The following is a 19,238-nucleotide window of genomic DNA, read 5'->3' on the forward strand; positions in this document are numbered from 1 at the left end:
AGTGTTAAAAATTTAATTTAAGATTGAAACCCAAAGAACGAATCCCAGGCATTTGTCCATCCTCTCCCTGCACCTGCGAAATTTCTGAAGGGTCAAAGTCTTTCACTTTGGTATACAGCAGGAACAGATTCCTGCCCACCAGTGAAAAATTAATTCCACTGATCTGCGTTTTCCTGAAGATTTTAGAAACGGGTAAATCATAAGAAAGACTCAATTCACGGAGCTTAACAAATGTCAGATCATACACACTATTTTCGGCAATATTATTGCTTCTGAACTGATGGAAATAAGTTTGAGCATCTATGTAAAAGGTAACGTCTTTTCCGGCAGCATCTACGCCATCCACCCTTACACCACCGCCATCGGCAACCAGGTCTCTCAAAGGATTTCCTTTGTCATTTAAGGCAGCAGTTCTTGCGGTCAGCCCGCTGTATGTTCCCCAAAAATCAGAAAGAGAAAAGAATTTTCCGCCGAACTGATAATCTACATTCACATTTAAGCTGAAATTGGTAAACAGTTTCATGGTGCTTTGAAAACCGCCGGTATAATCAGGCAGTACACTTCCAAAATTCACCTCGTTCTGTTTGGTAAATAGACCATCCACGGTTAATATTGGCTTTCCATTAAGTCTTTTTATCCCTCCGCCAAAAATTTGTCCCCAGGGCTGGTTAACGGCGTTTACGGTATATGCTGAAGAAGAGCCTGAGAACGCACCGGATGCTACAGTTAACCTTGTTACCCCCGGAGCAAGTGAAACAATCTGATTCTTTATCATCCTGGCAAAACTGGCATCTATACGCCAATCAAATTTATCTGTCCGAACAGGGTTAACAAAGGCCTGAATTTCTATGCCCTTTTTTTCAATTTTTCCTGCATTGGTTCTAAATTGATTGTAGGCTGTAGTACTGCTGATATTGATATTTACAGGAAAATCTGTATTGGACCTGTCCCAGTAAGTAAAATTTACACCAAATCTGTTTTTAAACCATCTTGTTTCAATTCCTATTTCCCTTTCAGTATTTGCACTGCCGTGGAGATTAGGATCGATGTATGTATTAGGCTCCGACATTGTAAATACCTCCGATGCATTGGGTGCATAGGTATTGTCGAGTTGAAAAGGCTCCAGCCTGTTATTTACCTGCCCAAGAGAAGCCCGCAATTTTCCGTAGGATAATATTTTTTTCTCTTTAATAAATTCGCTGAAAATAAAACTGGTCCCAACAGAATAGGCATCGATTGATTTACCTGCGGGTTCACTCGAAATAAAATTTCTTCTTAAAGATCCTTCTGCAAAAATAAAATTCCTGTACCCTACATCTCCTCTCACAAACCATGCCCTTTGATTTAGTGGAGATATAGATTGGGGATTGCCCGTAGCAGAAAAAGAGTTTTTAGCAGCACTTACCGAATTGGCAATTGAATATAAGCCAGGCACTTTTAAACCGCCAATGGTATTGATCTGGTATCTTTCCACCAGACTTTTTAGTATATCAACACCTGCATTTGAATTAAGCTGAAAAGATTTAATTTTCCTGGAGTAGCTGGCCAGCAATTCAAAATTCTGCCTGACATTCTCAGCATTATCAATGCCATAGGCAGCCAGGCCATTGCCTTCAAAAGGATTAAAGGAAGACTGGGTTGCACTATTTTCCATTTCCATCGGATAAATAAGGCTTGCTTTGGTATTCAATTGATTTCGTCTATAGGTCCCCTTTAGTTTTAAATCTTTTGTAACTTTTACTGTTATACCTGCATCGCCGTAAAACCGGTCCCTTGTATCAGGCGTCTGCACCAAATCAAAATAAGTGTAGGGGTTCATCCAATAATTAGCACCATAAAAATTCAAAACATTACCCGCATCATAAGCGCCGGGATTTTTATGATTCCAGCTGGCATAAATACCTTCGGGAGTACGCAGGTTTCTCAAACTCTTCATTATGTTCATATCCAAATCCCGGTGAAACCATTGATTGAAACTACCTGCAGACTGATTGGAATATGCATCATTATTTTCTGCATTTCTTTTTTGATTCATATAGTTGATATTGGCATTGACTGTTACACGTGGAGACAAATCAATTGAAGCGCTTGTATTAAAGGTGTTTTTTTGCAGGTAAGAATTGGGGATTATGCCCTCTACATCAAGATTAGTGTAAGAAAAACGTACCTTAAAATTATCGCCGGCTTTTACGAAATTTACATTATTCTGTTTGGTAATGCCATGATCATAGAAATCTCTTACATTATTTGGTTGAGCGGTAAGCTTGGCGGTTTTAAATGAATTTTCATGTCCGCCATACCAGGCATACCAGGGTATATATTCCTGCCCTGCAATCCGGGGCCCCCATGATGCATCATCGGTGTAGTCATGATAAAACTTGCCATCCAGAGCTTTCCAACCCTGCGGCTGTCCAGGCTGCCAGTTATAGCGATACAAATCGTATGTACTTCCGCCTGCATAGGCATTCTGATATTGCGGAGTAACAAAAATATTATCAAAAAAAACAGCAGAATTAACTTCGATGCCTAAGGTATTACTCTTGCGTCCTTTTTTCGTGGTAACCACAATGGCTCCATTCGAACCTTCCGGTCCAAACAAGGCAGCTGCAGATGGCCCCTGCAACACATTAAGTTCTTCCACATCATCCAGGTTAATGTCATTTGCACTGGTGATGATCGTACCATCCACCACATAAATGGCACCCGTACCCGCTCCCAAAGAATTTTCACCTCTCAGCCTAACTAAAGTCTCACGGCCCAGGGCTGCGCCAGACTGGCTGCGCACCTGCACTCCCGCTACTTTTCCCGCCAGCGCATTATTGATATTGGGCGCCCGTACAGAATTTAATTTTTCTGCTGATACAGATTGAATATTTGAAGACACACTCCTGGCAGAACGGGTAATATTAAACGCACTGGTTACCACCACTTCCGGAATAGTGTTTTCTTTTGGTTGCAGTATAACCGTATAATAGTTTGCAGCACCAACTACTATTTCAGCAGACACAAAGGCCGTATTACTGAAGTTAAGTATATCATTCAGGGATACACGCAATGAAAAATCTCCGTTTTGATCAGATTGTGTTCCTATTTTTTTCCCCTTTACCGTCACCGAGGTAAAAGCTATAGGTATGCCAGCCTTATCGGTAACCTTCCCGGTTATATTTTTTTGCGAATAAGCAGCTGTTCCTGCCAGGAGAAGAAATAATAATAGCAGTTTTCTCATACAGTTAGTTTTTGGTTCAAAAATTTTTATAAAACTATTTGTAACGACTATAATTAATTTTCTAACTCTATGACCAGTTCAATATTATCTATGAATAACAAAAAAGATTCTACGAATCAATTGGTATGTAGGAAATATTCATCCATCATTAAAAAGCTGTAGTTGGCAGGCAGAAATTATGTCATGGCATTGGGTAATGACTGCAGTCTTTTTTTATAGCTCCGGCTTACCTGTAATATGGTACTACTCATTTTAAATTCAGGCTGAGAGAAGGAATCAATTTTAAAGCTATTTATTATACAGGAACGATAGCATTATCGATGAAGAAATATTCCCAGGCAGGTAACTTCAGCCAACAAGCGCTTTAGGTGAAGCGCAATTGTAAATACTACAATCGGCTGACTGCATCAACCATATTCAGCACCGGGCAAGCCTTCAATTTCCGGCTTTTATTGTTACCTTTACCTGATCAAAATATTCAACAGTGCCAAAGGTGGACAACCGGAAAATTTCATACTCCCACAAAGCCATCCGGGCTGGTTGCAACGCTAATAGTAAAAGTAATATTATAAAAAATGCAAGACATACTATTTGACTTTATATCTAAATACATAACGCTTTCTGATGAGGAAAAGAACGCAATACTTTCGTTGGACCTATTTCGTCCGGTAAAGAAAGGCACTATTTTACTTAGACAGGGACAACAATCGATAGAAAGTTACTTTGTTCTAAAAGGTTGTATCCGGACTTATTACATCATAGATGGAGAAGAAAAGACAACGGCTTTCTATACAGAAATGGATGCCTTAACACCTCATTGTGTTATCAATAATACTCCTTCTGACTATTTCATTTGTTGCGTTGAAGACAGTATTCTTTCAGTTTCAAATGCTGATATGGAAGCAGCAATAAACAGTAAATTTCCGAAATTTGAATTTATGTGCAGAAAATTGTCAGAAGAATTGTTAGCTAAAGAACAAATTAATTTTGACGAGTTTAAGACCTCTTCTCCGGAACAACGATACCTTAATTTACTACAAAAAAGACCGGACCTTCTTCAGCGTGTGCCACAACACCAGTTAGCAAGCTACCTGGGCATTAAGCCTCAATCATTAAGCAGACTTAGGGGAAGAATTCTTGAAAAAAAGTAACAAGTTGTATTTCTTAACTTAAGTGAACGATTTTAAGTATACGCCGGTACATCTTTGCAGTCTAATAAAAAATAAAAAAAAGACATGCAAAAGAAAATTTTATGGCTTGGATTTGCCCTGGTGATGGTAAACAGTTTACGAGTGAATGGACAAAATGCCCATCAAGACAGTACCTATAAAAAGTGGTACGTTGGGAGTACACTCTGGCTTTTAGGAAATTTTGATAAAAAAGATAACCCTGAGTATATACAAATAAATGCCGGATACAGGATAACTCCTAAAGATGTTATTTCCCTTAGGTTTAAAAGGTCCGTCTATTCGTGGCCGATAGGCATCCCATTTGGACCATCTTTTCGCAAACCGGGAGGAAAATATCCCGGGCATGCACGCATACTTGCTCCTACATTAGGATACCAGCGGTTTTGGTGGAAAGGAGCTTATACATCCATTCAGGCGCTGAATGCTTTTGAAAAATATATGGATGTAAATGGTAAAAAGATTGGAAACGGATACACGTTATACCTGGATTTTTATGTGGGTTACCAGTTCAGGTTTTTTAAAAACCGGTTCTTTTTTGAACCTGGTATCGGATGTAGTTACTGGCCTTTAAGAGCGAATGTACCGGAATCGTTTAAATCAGTTGAAAAAAAATGGCCTAACTACTTTATTCAACCCGGATTTGATTTTGGGTTTAATTTTTAATTGACTTTTTATGAATTCAAAAAAAACACTGGAAGAGAACAAAGCCAGTTTGCAACAGAAACTTGCCGCCCTTTGGGCAAGTTTTATGTTTCTTTTTATCTATGTTGATTATTTCCATTTATATATGCCGGGTAAAATCGGGGATATTCTGAATGGTAAAGTGTTTAATTTTTCTATTACGGGTGGATTTCTTTTGGCTGCACTTGCCTCAGCGACCATTCCGATAATGATGATCTTCCTTTCTGTTGCCCTGCCGGCCAAAATAAACCGTATGACGAACATAATTGTGGCAACAATTTATATTCCCTATATGTTATTTAACCTTGCCGGAGAGGCCTGGATACACATGGTGTTTGGTGCGGTAACAGAAGTCATTCTTCTTTGCCTGATCATCCGCTATGCCTGGAAATGGCCCCGGGTGGAGTTATGAAAATCCGGACATTATATTCAGATAAGAAAAGCCTACTGCTTATATTGTGTTCACTGCTTTTCGTTCAAACCTGCAAATATTTCCCGGATAGACAGCATATACCCTAGCCTTTTTATTTAATTCTTTTAAACGGATAAGCTGAAACAAAGCCGGTATTTTACAGGATAGGGACGCCGGTTGCTATTATTGTATAACAGTTTGTGAGCCGGCTGCAAAAATTAACCGGTCGTATGCTGATCACAGAACTCATTGCCCAAAAGGTGGTCACGATGCAGTAATTGGCCATAACGCTCCGTTGACTTATAAATACCGGTGTAATAACCACCATTCACTGCCGGCAGCAGAGGTATTTATAAAACCTGCCGTACACACCCGAAATAAAATATTAAAAAATAACCGGCATTAAACAATGTACGAATTATTTCGTGTTTTTGTAAAAAAATATTATGAAAGCCGGCTCTCTCTTTGCAACCCTGCTGATCTGCCTCCATTTATTCGCACAGCAACGCCCCGAACCCAGGACTGCTGACAAAATCCGTATCAGGGAAGCTATGGCTATTTCTGACCGGTATGGAGACCAGTTATTCAAAGGGTATAGCAAGGTTCCTTTTGCCATAATCCTGGTAACAGACAGTACCGAGTTCCTGATGAACCACCCTAACCCATCGCCTGATTTTATTTTATCAGGTTATGACTCCGTTCTGCAAACCAATATTTATTACCGTAAGACCCGGTTCAATACTCATTTCCTTGCTACATTCCCGGCCGTTAACGGACTGAGCTGCATTGTGGTTGGCACACCTGAGAACACACATAAAAATTCAACAGAATGGATCATCACGCTGCTGCATGAACATTTCCACCAGTATCAAAATGCTTACCCGGATTATTATAAAAGTGTTAACCGACTTGAGCTTTCCGGCGGCGACCAATCCGGCATGTGGATGCTGAACTATCCATTTCCATATGACAGTTTAACTGTAAAAAAACAGTACGAACTATACACGAAAGCACTGTACAAAACAATCACCACCCCTGGTAAAAAGGCGTTTAAATTAAACCTCGCAGCTTACCCGGCCGAACGCAAAAAATTTAAAGCAGTATTGCCTCCCGCGGCGTATCGCTATTTTTCTTTTCAAATCTGGCAGGAAGGTTTGGCAAGACATATGGAGCATAACATTTTAACACTACTTACGAATCATACCGTTTCCAATGAAATCCTTGCATTACCTGACTTCATATCCTTTGCGGCACTGGCATCAAAAATGTACCGTAATGAAACAGAGAACCTGCTTAACAATACACTGCAGGAAACAAAGCGGGTTTGCTTTTATTCAACCGGTTTTGCAGAAGGCATTGTTTTAAGCAAGCTCAACAAATCCTGGCGTAAAAAATACCTGCTTGACAAATTCTATATTGAACATTATTCAAAAAAAATCCGTCGCGGCATGGAGTGAGAAGAACATAGAATCCTGCCAGTGCTTTAGTGCCTTTGTAAAAGCCCGGCAGTCTTATTACTCAGATAAACGATGCAGCAGAACTATGAAACCTGGAAGAAACTGATCGGGGGCGGATATGGGATTTACAGCGACCTCCCGAAAACGCCTGCATTATTTGATATGCTGCCGCCGGTTAATTAAAACTTCCCAACTTTTCCTGGACCTTGTCTTTATAACTCCTGCTCACCGGCAGGAGTTTATTACACACCTCAATGTCGTACTGTGTGAAAGAATCTATCCTTGAAATATTCACAATGTAGGACCGGTGCACCCGAATAAAATTATGTGAGAGCAGGGCTTGTTCAATATCGCTTATTTTTACTTTTGTAAGGAGGAATTTACCACCGTAAAATATTTTTACATACTCCCGTACACTTTCCACGTAATTGATGTCGTCTAGGAAGAGTTTAACATTCTTTTTGCCCACATTAAAAAACAGGAATTTCCTTGCAGGAAGAACCTCTGCTGCCGGTTCTGCCACCTGCGACTGTTTGCGTTTGTCGAGCAACTTATTGACGGCATTTAAAAAGCGGGTGAATTCAATTGGCTTCAGCAGGTAATCCACCACGTTATACTCGAACCCCTTTAACGCATATTCGTGGAAGGCGCTGGTGATGATTATACCGGGCCTCGACTGGAGGGTATTTAAAAAATCAAAGCCTTTTAGCTTAGGCAGATTAATATCCAGGAAAACCAGGTCCACCGTATTATTTTTCAGCACCTCAAGTGCAGCAATAGCGTCGGTGCAATGTGCCAGCAGTTTAAGTACCGGCAATTCCGCAATATAATCTTTCAGGATTTCGGCAGCCAGAGGTTCATCCTCGACAATAATACAGTTAAGATAATTTTCTTTCATTTAACGCAATTTTTAACTCCACCGTAAATTCGTTTTTTTGTAGCCTGCTTGAAAAATGATAGTTTGAATAAGAAAGTTCTATCAAACGTTTCAGGTTTTTCAATCCCAGACTTTTTTCATCCGGTTCTTTAGCCTCTTCCGCACTGTTTTTCACTGTGAAAAAGAGACAGGAATCAGCAAGTTCCAGGTCGATATGAATATAAGAATCAAACCTGGATTCACCCACTCCATGCTTAAAAGCATTCTCCACCAGCTGCAATAGAACAGAAGGGATGATCTCAGCATCCCGGGAACCGTTTCTTTTCGTAAATATTACCCTCACCTTTTCTCCCCAGCGCATTTGTTCCAATTCAATATAGTCCTGCACGATGCCTATCTCCCGGCTTAGCAATACACCATTTTCAGAGGATTCATACAGAAGGAAGCGCAGCAGGTTGGACAATTTCAAAATTCCCGCAGGAACCGCTTCTGAATTCTTCCGCGACAATGCATACAAAGAATTGAGTGTATTGAAAAGGAAGTGGGGATTGGTCTGGGATTTAATGAGTTTTAATTCGGCAGATACCCGTTCATTAATCAGTTGTGTTTCACGTAATTTCCATTTCTGGTATTGAAAATACTGAAATATGGAAAAAAATATTCCCACTGCAAAAGTAAGGTCCAGAAATCCTGACAAGGCCCAGCTGGAATAGGATTCATTGGACGGAACCGGAACCTTATATAATCCTGGATAAAATACGAAAAAGATCAAAAATACATAGCCCGCAACTGCGGCGATGTAACTGATGATGATCCCTGAGAGCCGGAGAAACAGCTTTTTCCTTCCCTCCATGAGGGAAGTTACCTGCCGCACCACAATATAGGACAAAGGAATTTTCAGGAACAACCTGAGGAATTCAGTCTGTATTGTTATCCAGGCAATCTGGTACCAATGAGGTAAATGAATATCCTGCCTCACCCAGGCATATTCAATGTATACTTCAAACGCAAAATATGCCAGCCAGTAAATGATATGTTTTCTTTTCTCCTTTGCCAATAATCAAAATTGGCAAATATTTGTACCTGCTCCAAATTTACCTATGGATAACCATTTTGAAGTGACGGAACAACCGCAATTTTCTACCAAATGCCAAAGCAATATCATACCACTATTGCACGGGCGACCAGTCTTTTTGATCTTTTTGTGGCACAAGGGCAAGGGGCCTTAAAAATTCAATAGCACGAACGTTGTTGACAAAGTCCATTGCCAGGCATCAGCACTTTATGGTCACCAGCTTTCGCAATAGGCGGAAATTGTTGGCCTGCCCCGGTTATTACCGCTTTGAAGCGCTGGCATAGAAGAGCTCCGGCAGGCGGATCTTTAAAACAACCTGAGAGGAAAGCGGACGTGGTCAATGCAAAGGAAAATTTCAATAATTATTTCATCTGAATATAGTTTATACTAAGGACCAATTAATTATTTAAAATGTGGCCTGGCAAGCGTTCTAATCTACAAGTGTTCCGGAAGCCGGTATGAGTCACCGGGAAGCGTGGACGGACTACAAGTACTATAACCGGAGGGCCGGGTAACGGATAACTCCGGGGCTGGCGCTTTAGCCCGAACCTTGTGTAGCTTAGTACAATAATACATCACCCTGGTGGATTGCTGCTGATCGTTGAAGCACGGAAATTCCTGCAGTATGCCTGCAGTGGTTATACCTACCGGCAGATCGTCATGCTGATGCAACTGCCGCCAAGTCCGTTGAAACCTGCCGCATGAATGTGTTCCGGAAGCTGCAGGTGCAAAGCCGGACATGCATGGCGATGGAAGCGGTACCTAGCGGGTTGGTGGAGTTGTGAGCTGCAAATTATTCCAACCACCTTTCACACTGTTTCCAGTAACTGAAAAAAGAAGGATAAAAGCCGGTGACCGAAGGGTACATCCAGTCGCGGCTGTCTTTAATACCGGGGTAATGATCAAAGGCAGGGTGCTCTTTCGCAATAAATGCACGATCGGGAGAAAGGTTAGTTTCAGTATACAAGTCCTGCAGGGTTGACAGCTCGCCGCAATATACCTGAATACCGGGTATGTTTTTGGAAAGGCTGATAATGAATGTAATTACTTTTTCGCTAACCGGGTACCTGCTGTAATGGGATGGCTCCAGTAATAATACCCTGTTGACATCGTCCTTTCTCCTCCATAATGGGTCGAGATTATAGGCGTTATAGAGTAAGGTGGGTTTGTTGCAGTCAATAGCCGGCAGCGTTGTCGAAGGCAGGGCAGTTTGCAATTGCAAAACACCAGACTGTTGTAGTATACCCGGCACCGTCATTGCCGCGATTGCTTCATAGGACTGGTCTAAAAATGTATGTTGCTGGGTGCTGAGCGTATACCTGTTAATATTTTCCTGGTTGCAGTAATATTTTTTTGCCGCAAAAGCACCGGCCACCCACTGCCAGCTGCAGTTATTGCTGGCTATATCGCCATCGAGTAAATGATAGTATAACCATTTTGAAGGCTGCAGCCAATGCGCTTTTGCCATATTGCAGGCTATGGCTGCCACATACATACGTATATGGTTGTGCATGTAACCGGTTGTATAAAGATTATTAACCTGTTCGTCAATTGCTGTAATACCAGTTGCCGCATTTTGTATAGCAGTTATCATTTGATGATGCGACACATCCTGCTGTGGTTGTTTCAGTTCCTGCCAGATCAGCTCTTTTTTTGCCTGCCAAATCCGCTGGTAATATTCACGCCATGCCAATTCCTGAAGGAATTTTTCAATTTCAAATCGTTTGTATCCTTTTTTTAAGACCGCCTCCTTCACCTGCATGGTACTGATGATACCCCTTGAAATATAGGGTGACAAATAAGTGACTGCCCCATTAATAAAATTTCTTGTCCTGGCATAACTAACGGGATCGATCTGCTGCAGCCTTTCCAGTATTATATCGTAGTCTGTACTAAGGTTTTGCATAGGCCAGTCTTTGTAAGCGCTGCGTGGTATGATAGCTATCCAGGCCTGAACAGGAAATGGTACCTGCTTTTTCAATATCAAGGTAACCATCCCCGGCCCAACAATCTCCCGGGAAATATAAATCCCGGATCTCACCAATAATCATTATTGTATTGTTGATGGCCAGGTCAATCCGTTCCCTGAATTCCACCGCAAGCTGCACTTTACTTTCCTTTACAAACGGCGCAATGCAACCATTTTTGTATGCTGTGGTTAAACCTGTGGCATCAAATTCAGAGATATCTGCAGGATAGCGTGCGGATGTCTGGTGCGCCTGCCTGTATATATCTTCATTGATATGGTTGATCGTATACACGCCCGTTGCTTCTATATTAGACAGTGTATGCCTTTCCACCGAATCGGGCCGCATAATAAAACAGATCAACGGCGGGTTAGCACCAATATGCACAACGGAACTGAATATAGCCAGGTTGGTATTGCCCTGCTTATCGGTAGTACCGATAAGGCAGACGCTTTTAAAGCCGCCCACGCTGTTGACCAGGTGCGCCCGTTTACGTTGCTCCATTGCCATTAATCCGGGATAGTTTATTTGTGTCTGCATTTTTAGTTTTAACCAGTTTATATGAATGTTTACTATAACAGGTGCTTTTGCATCCTGATATAATACATGGCATTTTATAAGGCCGTTAGCTGAAATAATTATCGCCAATGTATTTGCCCCATGATGCTAAACAATAAGTGCGGCAATAGGTTTAAAACAGGCAGCAGTTGAGTGCTGTTTTTTTATGTATTGCTTGTAGATTTTTGAAGGCTTATACAAGTTTCGCTTCGGGGTATTGGATGCTGTTACCCTGTTTTTTCCTTTTGTACCTGTGTTTGCGGGCGAAGGAGTAATTAAACTGCCGGGGAAATGGCGGGCATGATGTGATTTTTGTAGAACGGAAAAACTACCGGCTTTGAAAAGAAAATAATATTCTATTTGTTACTAGCTCAGATCTATATAGGGGCCTTATTGTTTTATTTTTTCAAATATCAGTCTCGGTAAGTTGTTATACTTTTTCGTTAAAAGTCTTTGGGTAAAATTATTATTTAAGAGCATTCTGATACTTGTAAAGTTATCCGGATGAACCGTGGCTAAAATTCTCAAAAAATGATTTTTAAAAATCTCTTCGCAATTAATTTTCACCAGATTGGTGCCAATCCCTTTATACCTTCTATCGTTGACAACAAGTGTTCCGTGAAACTGTGCAATTTGATTTAGTTCAGTTTCAGCATAGCCTAAATCATAGCCGTGATTTTCTTTGTCAAGTCCAGGCTTATAAGTCAGCCTGATTCCTACGAGTTGTTCCTGGTCAAAAGTGCCGTGAGAAATTCCGCTTTCGCTACTTAATGATTTTTCAATGATGGCCAGGTCTGGTGGAAAGAAAAAATCCTGCGGTATTGTGTTTATTTGCCCGTTAATGAAACGGACCACCTTTGATTTGTCTTCCGGCATAAGTTGTCTATAAAAAACGCTGGTGTTTCCATTGCTCGTCCGCTTAGTGAAAGGCCTGTTTATGTAACCAGGCACTACAGTTTCAAAAAGAGTCTCAATGCTTTCATTATTCAAACTTAAAAAAACTGAACAGTGTGCCGGTCCTTCTTTCTGCAGATACTACAGGAGGTTTTTGAGCGAAAGCAGGGTAATTTTTAATTTTAGTTATTAATAAGAGCACATTTTTTATTCCCTAATTGAAGAAATCCACTTTTTTTTCATTGTGGAAAGATGGCCCGCAAATGTTCTGTCAACAGGTACCGTTTTAAATAAAAGATGTTTTGATATGCCTGATTTTGTTTGAGTAAAAGTTGGCAATAGAGCAACATTACGCTGTTCATGCTGGGTAATGCCTTACCCGTTCACACTAAATTCCTTGTCCAAAAGTCAGCAGGTTGTTATCCGGGTCAAGCATCGCAAATTCTTTCTGCCCCCAGGGTTTGTTCTTTAAATGTCCCGCCGGGTGTATCTGATTATTGTTGTCTACCATTGACTGATAAAGCGTTTCAATATCTGTAGTACGAATATAAACCTGGCCATAATTTTCTTTGGGGTCAAGTCCTTTGAATTCAAAAAAGTGAATTTCAACATTATCTTTTTTAACCAACAGGTAACCGTCAAAATCTGCACTCCCGATGTCAGTAAAACCTAATTGGGTCAAATAGAATTCTTTTGTGATTGTTTTGTCACGCATTGGTAGTTTGGGAACAATGTTAGTCAGCATAGTATTTTTTACAAAGATGGTCGTTAAACCCGGAATAATAACTTGATCGAAATCATTAAATTCAATAGTTCGCCCGGACTCTACTTAAAGTTTCTGGTGCAATTTTTAAATATGAAGCAATCATTTTAATTGGAAACACTTCTGCCAGTCGTGGTTTAGCCATATTTATATAGCTATACTTTTCGTTTGGCTTTAGTGAATTGTCAAAAATGAATGCCCTGTTTTTGGATTGATTAAGGATTTTGCCAAATTGCAAAAAGGATTGTGATTTTGAACAAAGCCAATGAAAGCTGTCTAAACTCAATTCCAAAATTTCCGCTTTTGAAAATGCCCTGATAGTTGTTTCAGATGGAGTTTGTTCCGTTAGGCTTTGTTGGTTAAACATCCATTCATTTTGCAAATGCAAATCAATAATTACTTCGTCAATTTCGCAGGTTCGAAATTGAGAAAATGAGCCTGATAAAATGAAATAAAAACATTTACAGACCTCTCCTTCGTTTAGCAGGACTTCATTTTTATTAAGTATTTTCTTTACAGCATATTTTTTAAAAAGTGCTATCTCAAAATCAGTGAATTGTCCTATACTGTTTAAAATCTCTTGAGTTGTCATTGTATTCAGTCTAAAAAACCTGATGTTCAGGATGTCTCTATACGGTTACCGCCAACGGGAGTTTGTAAAAAACCAACCGTAAAATAAAAATACGCCTAATGTGGCTGAGTACAAAACCCCGGACAGTTTTTGGTGCAAAAAAACGCAATATATATCTATCGATTTGGATAATAACCGGAATCAAAGTTATTCAGCAAATTGGAAAGCAAGGCTGGTTCCGGAAATACAGCCATGTCAAGAGAAGGATCTATTGATGGCACGGGGCATGTTGAAGCAGCATTATACTGTTCAATTCTGCTATCGTAATGCTCAATATGTTTTCGAAATTTGCGATCTGATAAAATATTTTCATTTTGTACTTTGACCATTTGCCTCAATCTCTCTCCACGAATTTTATATTTTTTTTCAGACGCCCAGAGATTTTTTGAAACATTTCCTGCAGCTACCAGAATAGATTGGATGGAACACCAGACTGCAACGTTATCAAAATTATTCTGAGAAGCTTCAAGTAGTTCGGCAGCTCGCCTGGCAATTTTTTATTGAAGTACAATTTCACCTAACAAATCCATTCCCACAATTCCTTTCATGTCTTTTTGTTATTTGAATAAATATGGAATTCATTGTTTGTTCTGCCCGGCTGATAGCTGATGTAGATAAAATGCCCATTGATAAAACGTACCGCCAAACTTGATCCTACCCCAATGCTATGTGCTGTTTTTCTTTCTATATTTTATTTAAGTCTGCAATCTTTATCCACCCTTTTGTTTTTCGTTTCCCGAAATATGTACAATACGCCCAGTCACCTTCTGTCCGGTCGATACATACAAAGTCGTTCTTAACTATATAAGCCTTCTGTTTTTTATCCCCAGATTTTTCCGAATAGAAATATGCCTTACCAACGGCAACATATTTTATCGCCGTCCATTCCTTTTTCTTCTCAAGGTCAAACTCAACTGGCTGGTCAGCAAAATGCTGAACATTCCAACAACCTCCGTGCTCACTTGGCAGATTAATTTTTAATGTGCTGTCATTGACAATTTCTATTAGTCCACTTATTGTATCGTCTGATTTGTATCCCGGATGATAGGTCAACACTTGAAATTTATTGTCAGTAACAACACCCTCGATGTAAAAAATACACGAAAATTTAGGGTTCTTTGTTTCTTCGTCCCAACCTGTATAGTTTTCAAAATAGCCAGTCAAACTTTGTGTCTTGCTGTCGAAAGCCAATTTTAATCCAAATTCGTATTCACCAGATTTTATTGTTTGTCCAAATGAAAAATTTGTAATCCAAACAAGAACCATTGTGGTCAATATAGTTTTCATTTCGTGTCGTCTTTAAAATAGCACACTACGGTTTACGGCTTGGCACTGTGGTTGAATTCGAAAATCGTCAGCCCTTAACCAATGCTGAATTTATAAATAAAAGTTCACTGTTTATTCTACTGCTTGGCGTTATTCGTCGGCTGAAACTGAAGCCGAACAGCAAACAAAAAGCTGAGCATATATTCGTCGCCCCGCCATATTGCAAAACCGCCCGTTAGCGTCTGGCAAACTTGTTGCTCAGCCTGTCACCAAGTTCTTCGATGTCGTTATGTTTTGCTATTTGTTTTATCCAATTCGTTGGAATGTTATTAAATCCATAAAGTAGACCTGCAAGCCCGCCCGTTACTGCTCCTGTTGTGTCGGTGTCCTCACCTAAATTTACCGCTTTCAACACTGCGTCTTTATAATTGTCAGTTGTCAGTAAACACCAAATGCTTGCTTCAAGTGTATGTAACACGTAACCGCTACTAAAAATATTCTCTTCTGTCAGGTCGTGAATATTTTGTTTTAGCAAACGGTCAAACAACGCAATCTCTGTTGAATCGATTGAAAGAGATGTTAGGTGATTTGTGATTTCTGTTTGCAGGGCTTTATAAATTTCAAATTTATCTTTCTGTGCAAATAGTTGTTGGGCAAATTCAAGATAGTAGAAGCAAGCAATTACAGAACGAATGTGCCCGTGAGTAATTGAAGAAACTTGTTTTATTATTTCGTAGCGTTCTTTGATTGGCTTATCCAACAAATAGAAAAGCAATGGAGAAATTCTCATTAGTGAGCCGTTGCAATTTGACGAAACGTCAAAACCTCCAGCTAAATCTGGTCGTACACCTTTTGCAAGTCGGTCAATTGCCTGCCGTGTTGCGACGCCAATATCAAAAACATTTCCTCTCGGCGTCCAATAGTTGTTATAGCACCACTTTACAAAATTTTGTCCGATGGCTTCTAAGTTAAAGTCGTTTGTCAAAGCTTCCGCAAGACAAAAAGTTAGTGAACTGTCGTCAGAGAAAGTTCCTGGTGGTAAATTGTAAGTGCCGTAACCAATCATATCGGTAACAGGATTTTTGCGAATAACTTGTCTGCTCTTAAACTCAACCGGAACACCAATTGCATCACCAACTGCAACCCCGAAAAGAACAGATTTTATTTTGTCAGAATAATCGACACCTTGATTTGTAAATAAAAGATGTCCAAAGGTGCTCCAACCTTTTAAACTGTCATTTTCTGATTCAATGTGTTTGTCTGCGTAAAGTTCCCGAACATCAATTCCTAAAAGTCCTCTTGCGATGAGAAATGAAATATTATCAATGTCGGTGTTGTCATCTTCATTTTTGTACTTCTCTTGATTCCTCTCTGCCCAAAATTCTTTTATTGAATACCCGTCTTGTTCTTTTATTAGCTGTGCTTTATAAAGTCCGAAACCTGTCCAAGAACGATGAAAGTAAAGCCAATCATTTTCGTAAAAGATAAACCATTTGTCTTCCATTTGCTTTGGAATGAGTCCATGCTTTAGCTTTTCAAATTGCTTGTAATTGAAGTGAATTGAAAAGTTAATCTTTTTAGGATTGTGAATTGGGTGATTTTGCCAACTTGTTTTTGATGCTGCCTCCATAGTTGAAAGAAGTACTATCGCCGAAATTGCTTGTCGCTTACTTGTGTATTTATGCTACTATCAGCTATGAAGTTAAATGAAATTGTATTGAATTCAACACTTTGACATTATACATTTTGTATTTAGCGTAGCATCAATGACATTTAACTATTTTTTTAATATGCCTGATTTTGTTATAAAAATGGGGTATTTCCAAAACTCACTTACAACACCCCCCCAGCAGATGATGAGTTTTGGCAGAGTTGCACCCCAGCTCTACAGCAACGGTAACGGTATACAGGGCGGCCCTGGAAATAAAAACCTGGCAGGTGTGCAGCAGCAATGCAATGCAAACCAATACCGCCAGCAAAGTATTATACCAAAGCTTCATTGCCAATGACAAGGCAGGAAAACAAGGATCAAGCGCTGTATGTAATGCACTATTACAACAGGTTTACGCCCCGATCAACGTTGGGAAATAAACCAATATTTTTTGTACCAACCTGATAATAATTTAGCTCAACAAAACAGGGTTTTTGTTGAGGTTCTTACACCAATCCTGTAAGCGGTAATTGTTTTCTGTCTTTCAGTTCGCCATTTTAGAACTCAAATCTATCGACAACATGACCATATCTTTAATCTGCATTCCATTTTCATAGATGGGATTTTTATAATTGTCAATGAAAAAGTTTTTACGGATATCGGTGACGGTAAATCCTGATTTTTTATAAAATTGAATTTCTTTACTACAAAGGTCGCAAGTGCCAACGGTTAAATTTTTAAAATCTCTTTGTGTAGCAACTGAGATTATATGTTGAAGTAATATTGTTCCAATCCCAGTGCCCTGTTGATCTTCTGATACTGCAATATTTTTAATTTCAATCGTATCCTTTCCGATAATTTTCAAAATAAATGCAGCTATGACTTTGTTATTGATTTCTGCTACAAATAATTCGCCATTATTCAGACTCTTGTCTATTGCTTCTATTGTATCATCAGATAGCAATAACAAGTCGTAAGGAATTTGTTCGTCCTGATATGCGTTTCGAATAAGTACTTTAGGTTTAAGTGTCATTTTTAATATTGGATAATCGTTACCATAGTCGTCTTTTGCAGTTCTTTCATACACAACAAATCCAAATTTAGCATAGAATTTAATGGCTTCTGTGTTCTGTTCATTTACATTAACCTTATGGGCTTTCAACTCATTTATTGCAAAATTTATCAGCATGGTTCCCAATTTTTGCCCAATATAGTCAGGGTCTAAAAACAAGGATTCTATGACATAATCTTCAACACCTAAAAACCCTACTACTTTATCACCGGCAATCAGGCAGTATACTGAAAATGAATTAAAATCTATTTGTTTTACCAATTCTTTTAGCCTGTCAACTTCTTTTGAATTTACAAAATGATGAGTTGCTCTTACAGATCTTTCCCAAACGGAAATCATTTGTTCTCTATGTTCTTCTTTATAAGGAATTAATTCCATTCTCCATGTTTGTTATTGTTGTTTACTGTTTTGTTTGTCTTTGCTATTACCGCTAACGAGCAAGTACCGGCAAGGGTGTGGAATCAGTATTGTGCCCGCCTTAACTTCTGCTGAATAATTTGATGAGTTGAAGTTAAGCATTAAAGTTCGATAGCGTTGTGCCTGCCCACACTAATGCCCGGTTTTATACTTTGCTGATGTTAGTTTGTACTGCCATACTTTTGGCAAACTTTTTATTAGCGGTAGTTTATTTGTTAAGCCTATTATTCCATGCCCGGCCTATATTTTCTACTTGAGCAGCTGTCATATTATTTGTCATTATAATTGTTCTTACACCATGAATCATTATCATTGAAGCATTGCCAACTTCAATAAAGTATTCAAAAATATTATCTTCTCTTAATTTTATTTCACCGAAAGTATAAGGCTTCTTTTCATAGCCTTTAAAATCGCCATAAAACTTATTAGTAGCTTCCAGTACCGAGCATTTTTTTAGTACAGCGTTCTTATTTGTAATTAGTTGTCTGGTGGTTAGAATGCTATAGTTGTCTGAGTCAATAATTGTAGAGCAAATTATCAATTCGCTATCAGCTATGTCAACCGGAATATTAGAGTATAAGTTCTGAAATTCAATGTTGCTATCATGAAATTTTGTCCATTTAAAATCATAAGGTTTTATTGTGCTCCGCTTGATTTTAGCAACACAAATATTATGTCTTGATTTATCAGATTGTATCATTTTAAATTACCGCTAACAGGTGTACTTATGCTATTCTATGCTATGAAGTTAAATAACCCCTGTTAAACGTCAACACTTTTATGTTATACATTTTGTATTTAGCGTAGCATCAATGACATTTAATTATCTTTTGAAAATGGTTAATCCTATTGTAAAAAATGTGGCGTAGCCAAAACTCACTTATAACAAAACCCAGGCAACTAGTCAGTTTCGGCGGAGTTACACACCACCCTACAGCAGCGGTAACAGCATGCGGGGCGGCCCAGGAAATACAAACTTGGCGGTAAACCTTCGTGCTGTATCCTTATAACCAGGCAGGCAGGTGTGCAGCATGAATGCATGAAAATCAATACTGCCTGTAAAATAAAATACGAAAGCTTCAGCGCCAATGGCAAGACAGG

General features: G+C 39.3%; 16 protein-coding genes. 4 read left to right on the plus strand and 12 right to left on the minus strand.

The annotated features are described in order from the left end of the window. Positions 1-4: 4 nt before the first annotated feature. Positions 5-3,226 (minus strand): SusC/RagA family TonB-linked outer membrane protein, encoded by a 3,222-nt coding sequence (locus tag ACYVM0_RS14255; protein ID WP_460558004.1) that lies wholly within the window; start codon positions 3,224-3,226, stop codon positions 5-7. A gap of 575 nt (positions 3,227-3,801) precedes the next feature. On the opposite strand from ACYVM0_RS14255, the gene ACYVM0_RS14260 reads away from it, so the two are divergent. From ACYVM0_RS14260 to ACYVM0_RS14275, 4 genes are all read left to right on the plus strand, one after another. Beyond that, complete coding sequence (locus ACYVM0_RS14260; RefSeq protein ID WP_460558005.1) at positions 3,802-4,377, plus strand: Crp/Fnr family transcriptional regulator; 576 nt, start codon at positions 3,802-3,804, stop codon at positions 4,375-4,377. Between the two features lie 84 nt (positions 4,378-4,461). After that, positions 4,462-5,079: a hypothetical protein gene (locus ACYVM0_RS14265; protein WP_460558006.1), complete on the plus strand. Its 618-nt coding sequence runs from the start codon at positions 4,462-4,464 to the stop codon at positions 5,077-5,079. A 10-nt stretch (positions 5,080-5,089) separates the two neighbouring features. Next, complete coding sequence (locus ACYVM0_RS14270; RefSeq protein ID WP_460558007.1) at positions 5,090-5,509, plus strand: DUF6326 family protein; 420 nt, start codon at positions 5,090-5,092, stop codon at positions 5,507-5,509. A gap of 446 nt (positions 5,510-5,955) precedes the next feature. Further along, the gene (locus tag ACYVM0_RS14275) at positions 5,956-6,966 is read left to right on the plus strand and encodes a hypothetical protein (RefSeq protein WP_460558008.1); all 1,011 of its coding nucleotides are present in this window, start codon (positions 5,956-5,958) and stop codon (positions 6,964-6,966) included. 175 nt (positions 6,967-7,141) lie between these two features. Here the strand turns inward: ACYVM0_RS14275 and ACYVM0_RS14280 are convergent, their stop codons facing one another. The 11 genes from ACYVM0_RS14280 to ACYVM0_RS14330 all read right to left on the minus strand — a co-directional run bounded on the left by ACYVM0_RS14280 (position 7,142) and on the right by ACYVM0_RS14330 (position 18,837). Further along, positions 7,142-7,864, minus strand: coding sequence for a LytR/AlgR family response regulator transcription factor (locus ACYVM0_RS14280; protein WP_460558009.1), 723 nt, complete (start codon positions 7,862-7,864; stop codon positions 7,142-7,144). Further along, on the minus strand, positions 7,845-8,750 hold the full coding sequence (locus ACYVM0_RS14285; RefSeq protein WP_460558010.1) for a sensor histidine kinase: 906 nt from the start codon (positions 8,748-8,750) through the stop codon (positions 7,845-7,847). Before ACYVM0_RS14285 ends, ACYVM0_RS14280 begins: the two co-directional genes overlap by 20 nt. Positions 8,751-9,711: 961 nt before the next feature. After that, positions 9,712-10,824: a cryptochrome/DNA photolyase family protein gene (locus ACYVM0_RS14290; RefSeq protein WP_460558011.1), complete on the minus strand. Its 1,113-nt coding sequence runs from the start codon at positions 10,822-10,824 to the stop codon at positions 9,712-9,714. Further along, on the minus strand, positions 10,811-11,425 hold the full coding sequence (locus ACYVM0_RS14295) for a flavin reductase family protein (protein ID WP_460558012.1): 615 nt from the start codon (positions 11,423-11,425) through the stop codon (positions 10,811-10,813). Before ACYVM0_RS14295 ends, ACYVM0_RS14290 begins: the two co-directional genes overlap by 14 nt. 408 nt (positions 11,426-11,833) lie before the next feature. Then, a complete protein-coding gene (locus ACYVM0_RS14300; RefSeq protein WP_460558013.1) occupies positions 11,834-12,433 on the minus strand; it encodes a GNAT family protein in 600 nt (199 codons plus the stop codon). A 292-nt stretch (positions 12,434-12,725) separates the two neighbouring features. Continuing rightward, positions 12,726-13,082 (minus strand): bleomycin resistance protein, encoded by a 357-nt coding sequence (locus ACYVM0_RS14305; protein WP_460558014.1) that lies wholly within the window; start codon positions 13,080-13,082, stop codon positions 12,726-12,728. A 61-nt stretch (positions 13,083-13,143) separates the two neighbouring features. Further along, positions 13,144-13,692: a Crp/Fnr family transcriptional regulator gene (locus tag ACYVM0_RS14310; RefSeq protein WP_460558015.1), complete on the minus strand. Its 549-nt coding sequence runs from the start codon at positions 13,690-13,692 to the stop codon at positions 13,144-13,146. A gap of 723 nt (positions 13,693-14,415) precedes the next feature. Then, positions 14,416-15,018, minus strand: a complete 603-nt coding sequence (locus ACYVM0_RS14315) for a hypothetical protein (RefSeq protein WP_460558016.1) — start codon at positions 15,016-15,018, stop codon at positions 14,416-14,418. 214 nt (positions 15,019-15,232) lie between these two features. Further along, positions 15,233-16,627 (minus strand): ADP-ribosylglycohydrolase family protein, encoded by a 1,395-nt coding sequence (locus ACYVM0_RS14320; protein WP_460558017.1) that lies wholly within the window; start codon positions 16,625-16,627, stop codon positions 15,233-15,235. Positions 16,628-17,192: 565 nt separating this feature from the next. Beyond that, entirely contained in the window at positions 17,193-18,098 is a 906-nt protein-coding gene (locus ACYVM0_RS14325) for a GNAT family N-acetyltransferase (RefSeq protein ID WP_460558018.1), read from the minus strand. 247 nt (positions 18,099-18,345) lie between these two features. Continuing rightward, the gene (locus tag ACYVM0_RS14330) at positions 18,346-18,837 is read right to left on the minus strand and encodes a hypothetical protein (protein WP_460558019.1); all 492 of its coding nucleotides are present in this window, start codon (positions 18,835-18,837) and stop codon (positions 18,346-18,348) included. Positions 18,838-19,238 lie beyond the last annotated feature (401 nt).

Source organism: Ferruginibacter profundus (genome assembly GCF_054783275.1).

Excerpts from the sequence above, each read along its gene's own strand:
- ACYVM0_RS14255 (WP_460558004.1), bottom strand. The coding sequence starts at position 3,226 with ATGAGAAAACTGCTATTATTATTTCTTCTCCTGGCAGGAACAGCTGCT.
- ACYVM0_RS14260 (WP_460558005.1), top strand. The coding sequence starts at position 3,802 with ATGCAAGACATACTATTTGACTTTATATCTAAATACATAACGCTTTCT.
- ACYVM0_RS14265 (WP_460558006.1), top strand. The coding sequence starts at position 4,462 with ATGCAAAAGAAAATTTTATGGCTTGGATTTGCCCTGGTGATGGTAAAC.
- ACYVM0_RS14270 (WP_460558007.1), top strand. The coding sequence starts at position 5,090 with ATGAATTCAAAAAAAACACTGGAAGAGAACAAAGCCAGTTTGCAACAG.
- ACYVM0_RS14275 (WP_460558008.1), top strand. The coding sequence starts at position 5,956 with ATGAAAGCCGGCTCTCTCTTTGCAACCCTGCTGATCTGCCTCCATTTA.
- ACYVM0_RS14280 (WP_460558009.1), bottom strand. The coding sequence starts at position 7,864 with ATGAAAGAAAATTATCTTAACTGTATTATTGTCGAGGATGAACCTCTG.
- ACYVM0_RS14290 (WP_460558011.1), bottom strand. The coding sequence starts at position 10,824 with ATGCAAAACCTTAGTACAGACTACGATATAATACTGGAAAGGCTGCAG.
- ACYVM0_RS14295 (WP_460558012.1), bottom strand. The coding sequence starts at position 11,425 with ATGCAGACACAAATAAACTATCCCGGATTAATGGCAATGGAGCAACGT.
- ACYVM0_RS14305 (WP_460558014.1), bottom strand. The coding sequence starts at position 13,082 with ATGCTGACTAACATTGTTCCCAAACTACCAATGCGTGACAAAACAATC.
- ACYVM0_RS14310 (WP_460558015.1), bottom strand. The coding sequence starts at position 13,692 with ATGACAACTCAAGAGATTTTAAACAGTATAGGACAATTCACTGATTTT.
- ACYVM0_RS14315 (WP_460558016.1), bottom strand. The coding sequence starts at position 15,018 with ATGAAAACTATATTGACCACAATGGTTCTTGTTTGGATTACAAATTTT.
- ACYVM0_RS14320 (WP_460558017.1), bottom strand. The coding sequence starts at position 16,627 with ATGGAGGCAGCATCAAAAACAAGTTGGCAAAATCACCCAATTCACAAT.
- ACYVM0_RS14325 (WP_460558018.1), bottom strand. The coding sequence starts at position 18,098 with ATGGAATTAATTCCTTATAAAGAAGAACATAGAGAACAAATGATTTCC.
- ACYVM0_RS14330 (WP_460558019.1), bottom strand. The coding sequence starts at position 18,837 with ATGATACAATCTGATAAATCAAGACATAATATTTGTGTTGCTAAAATC.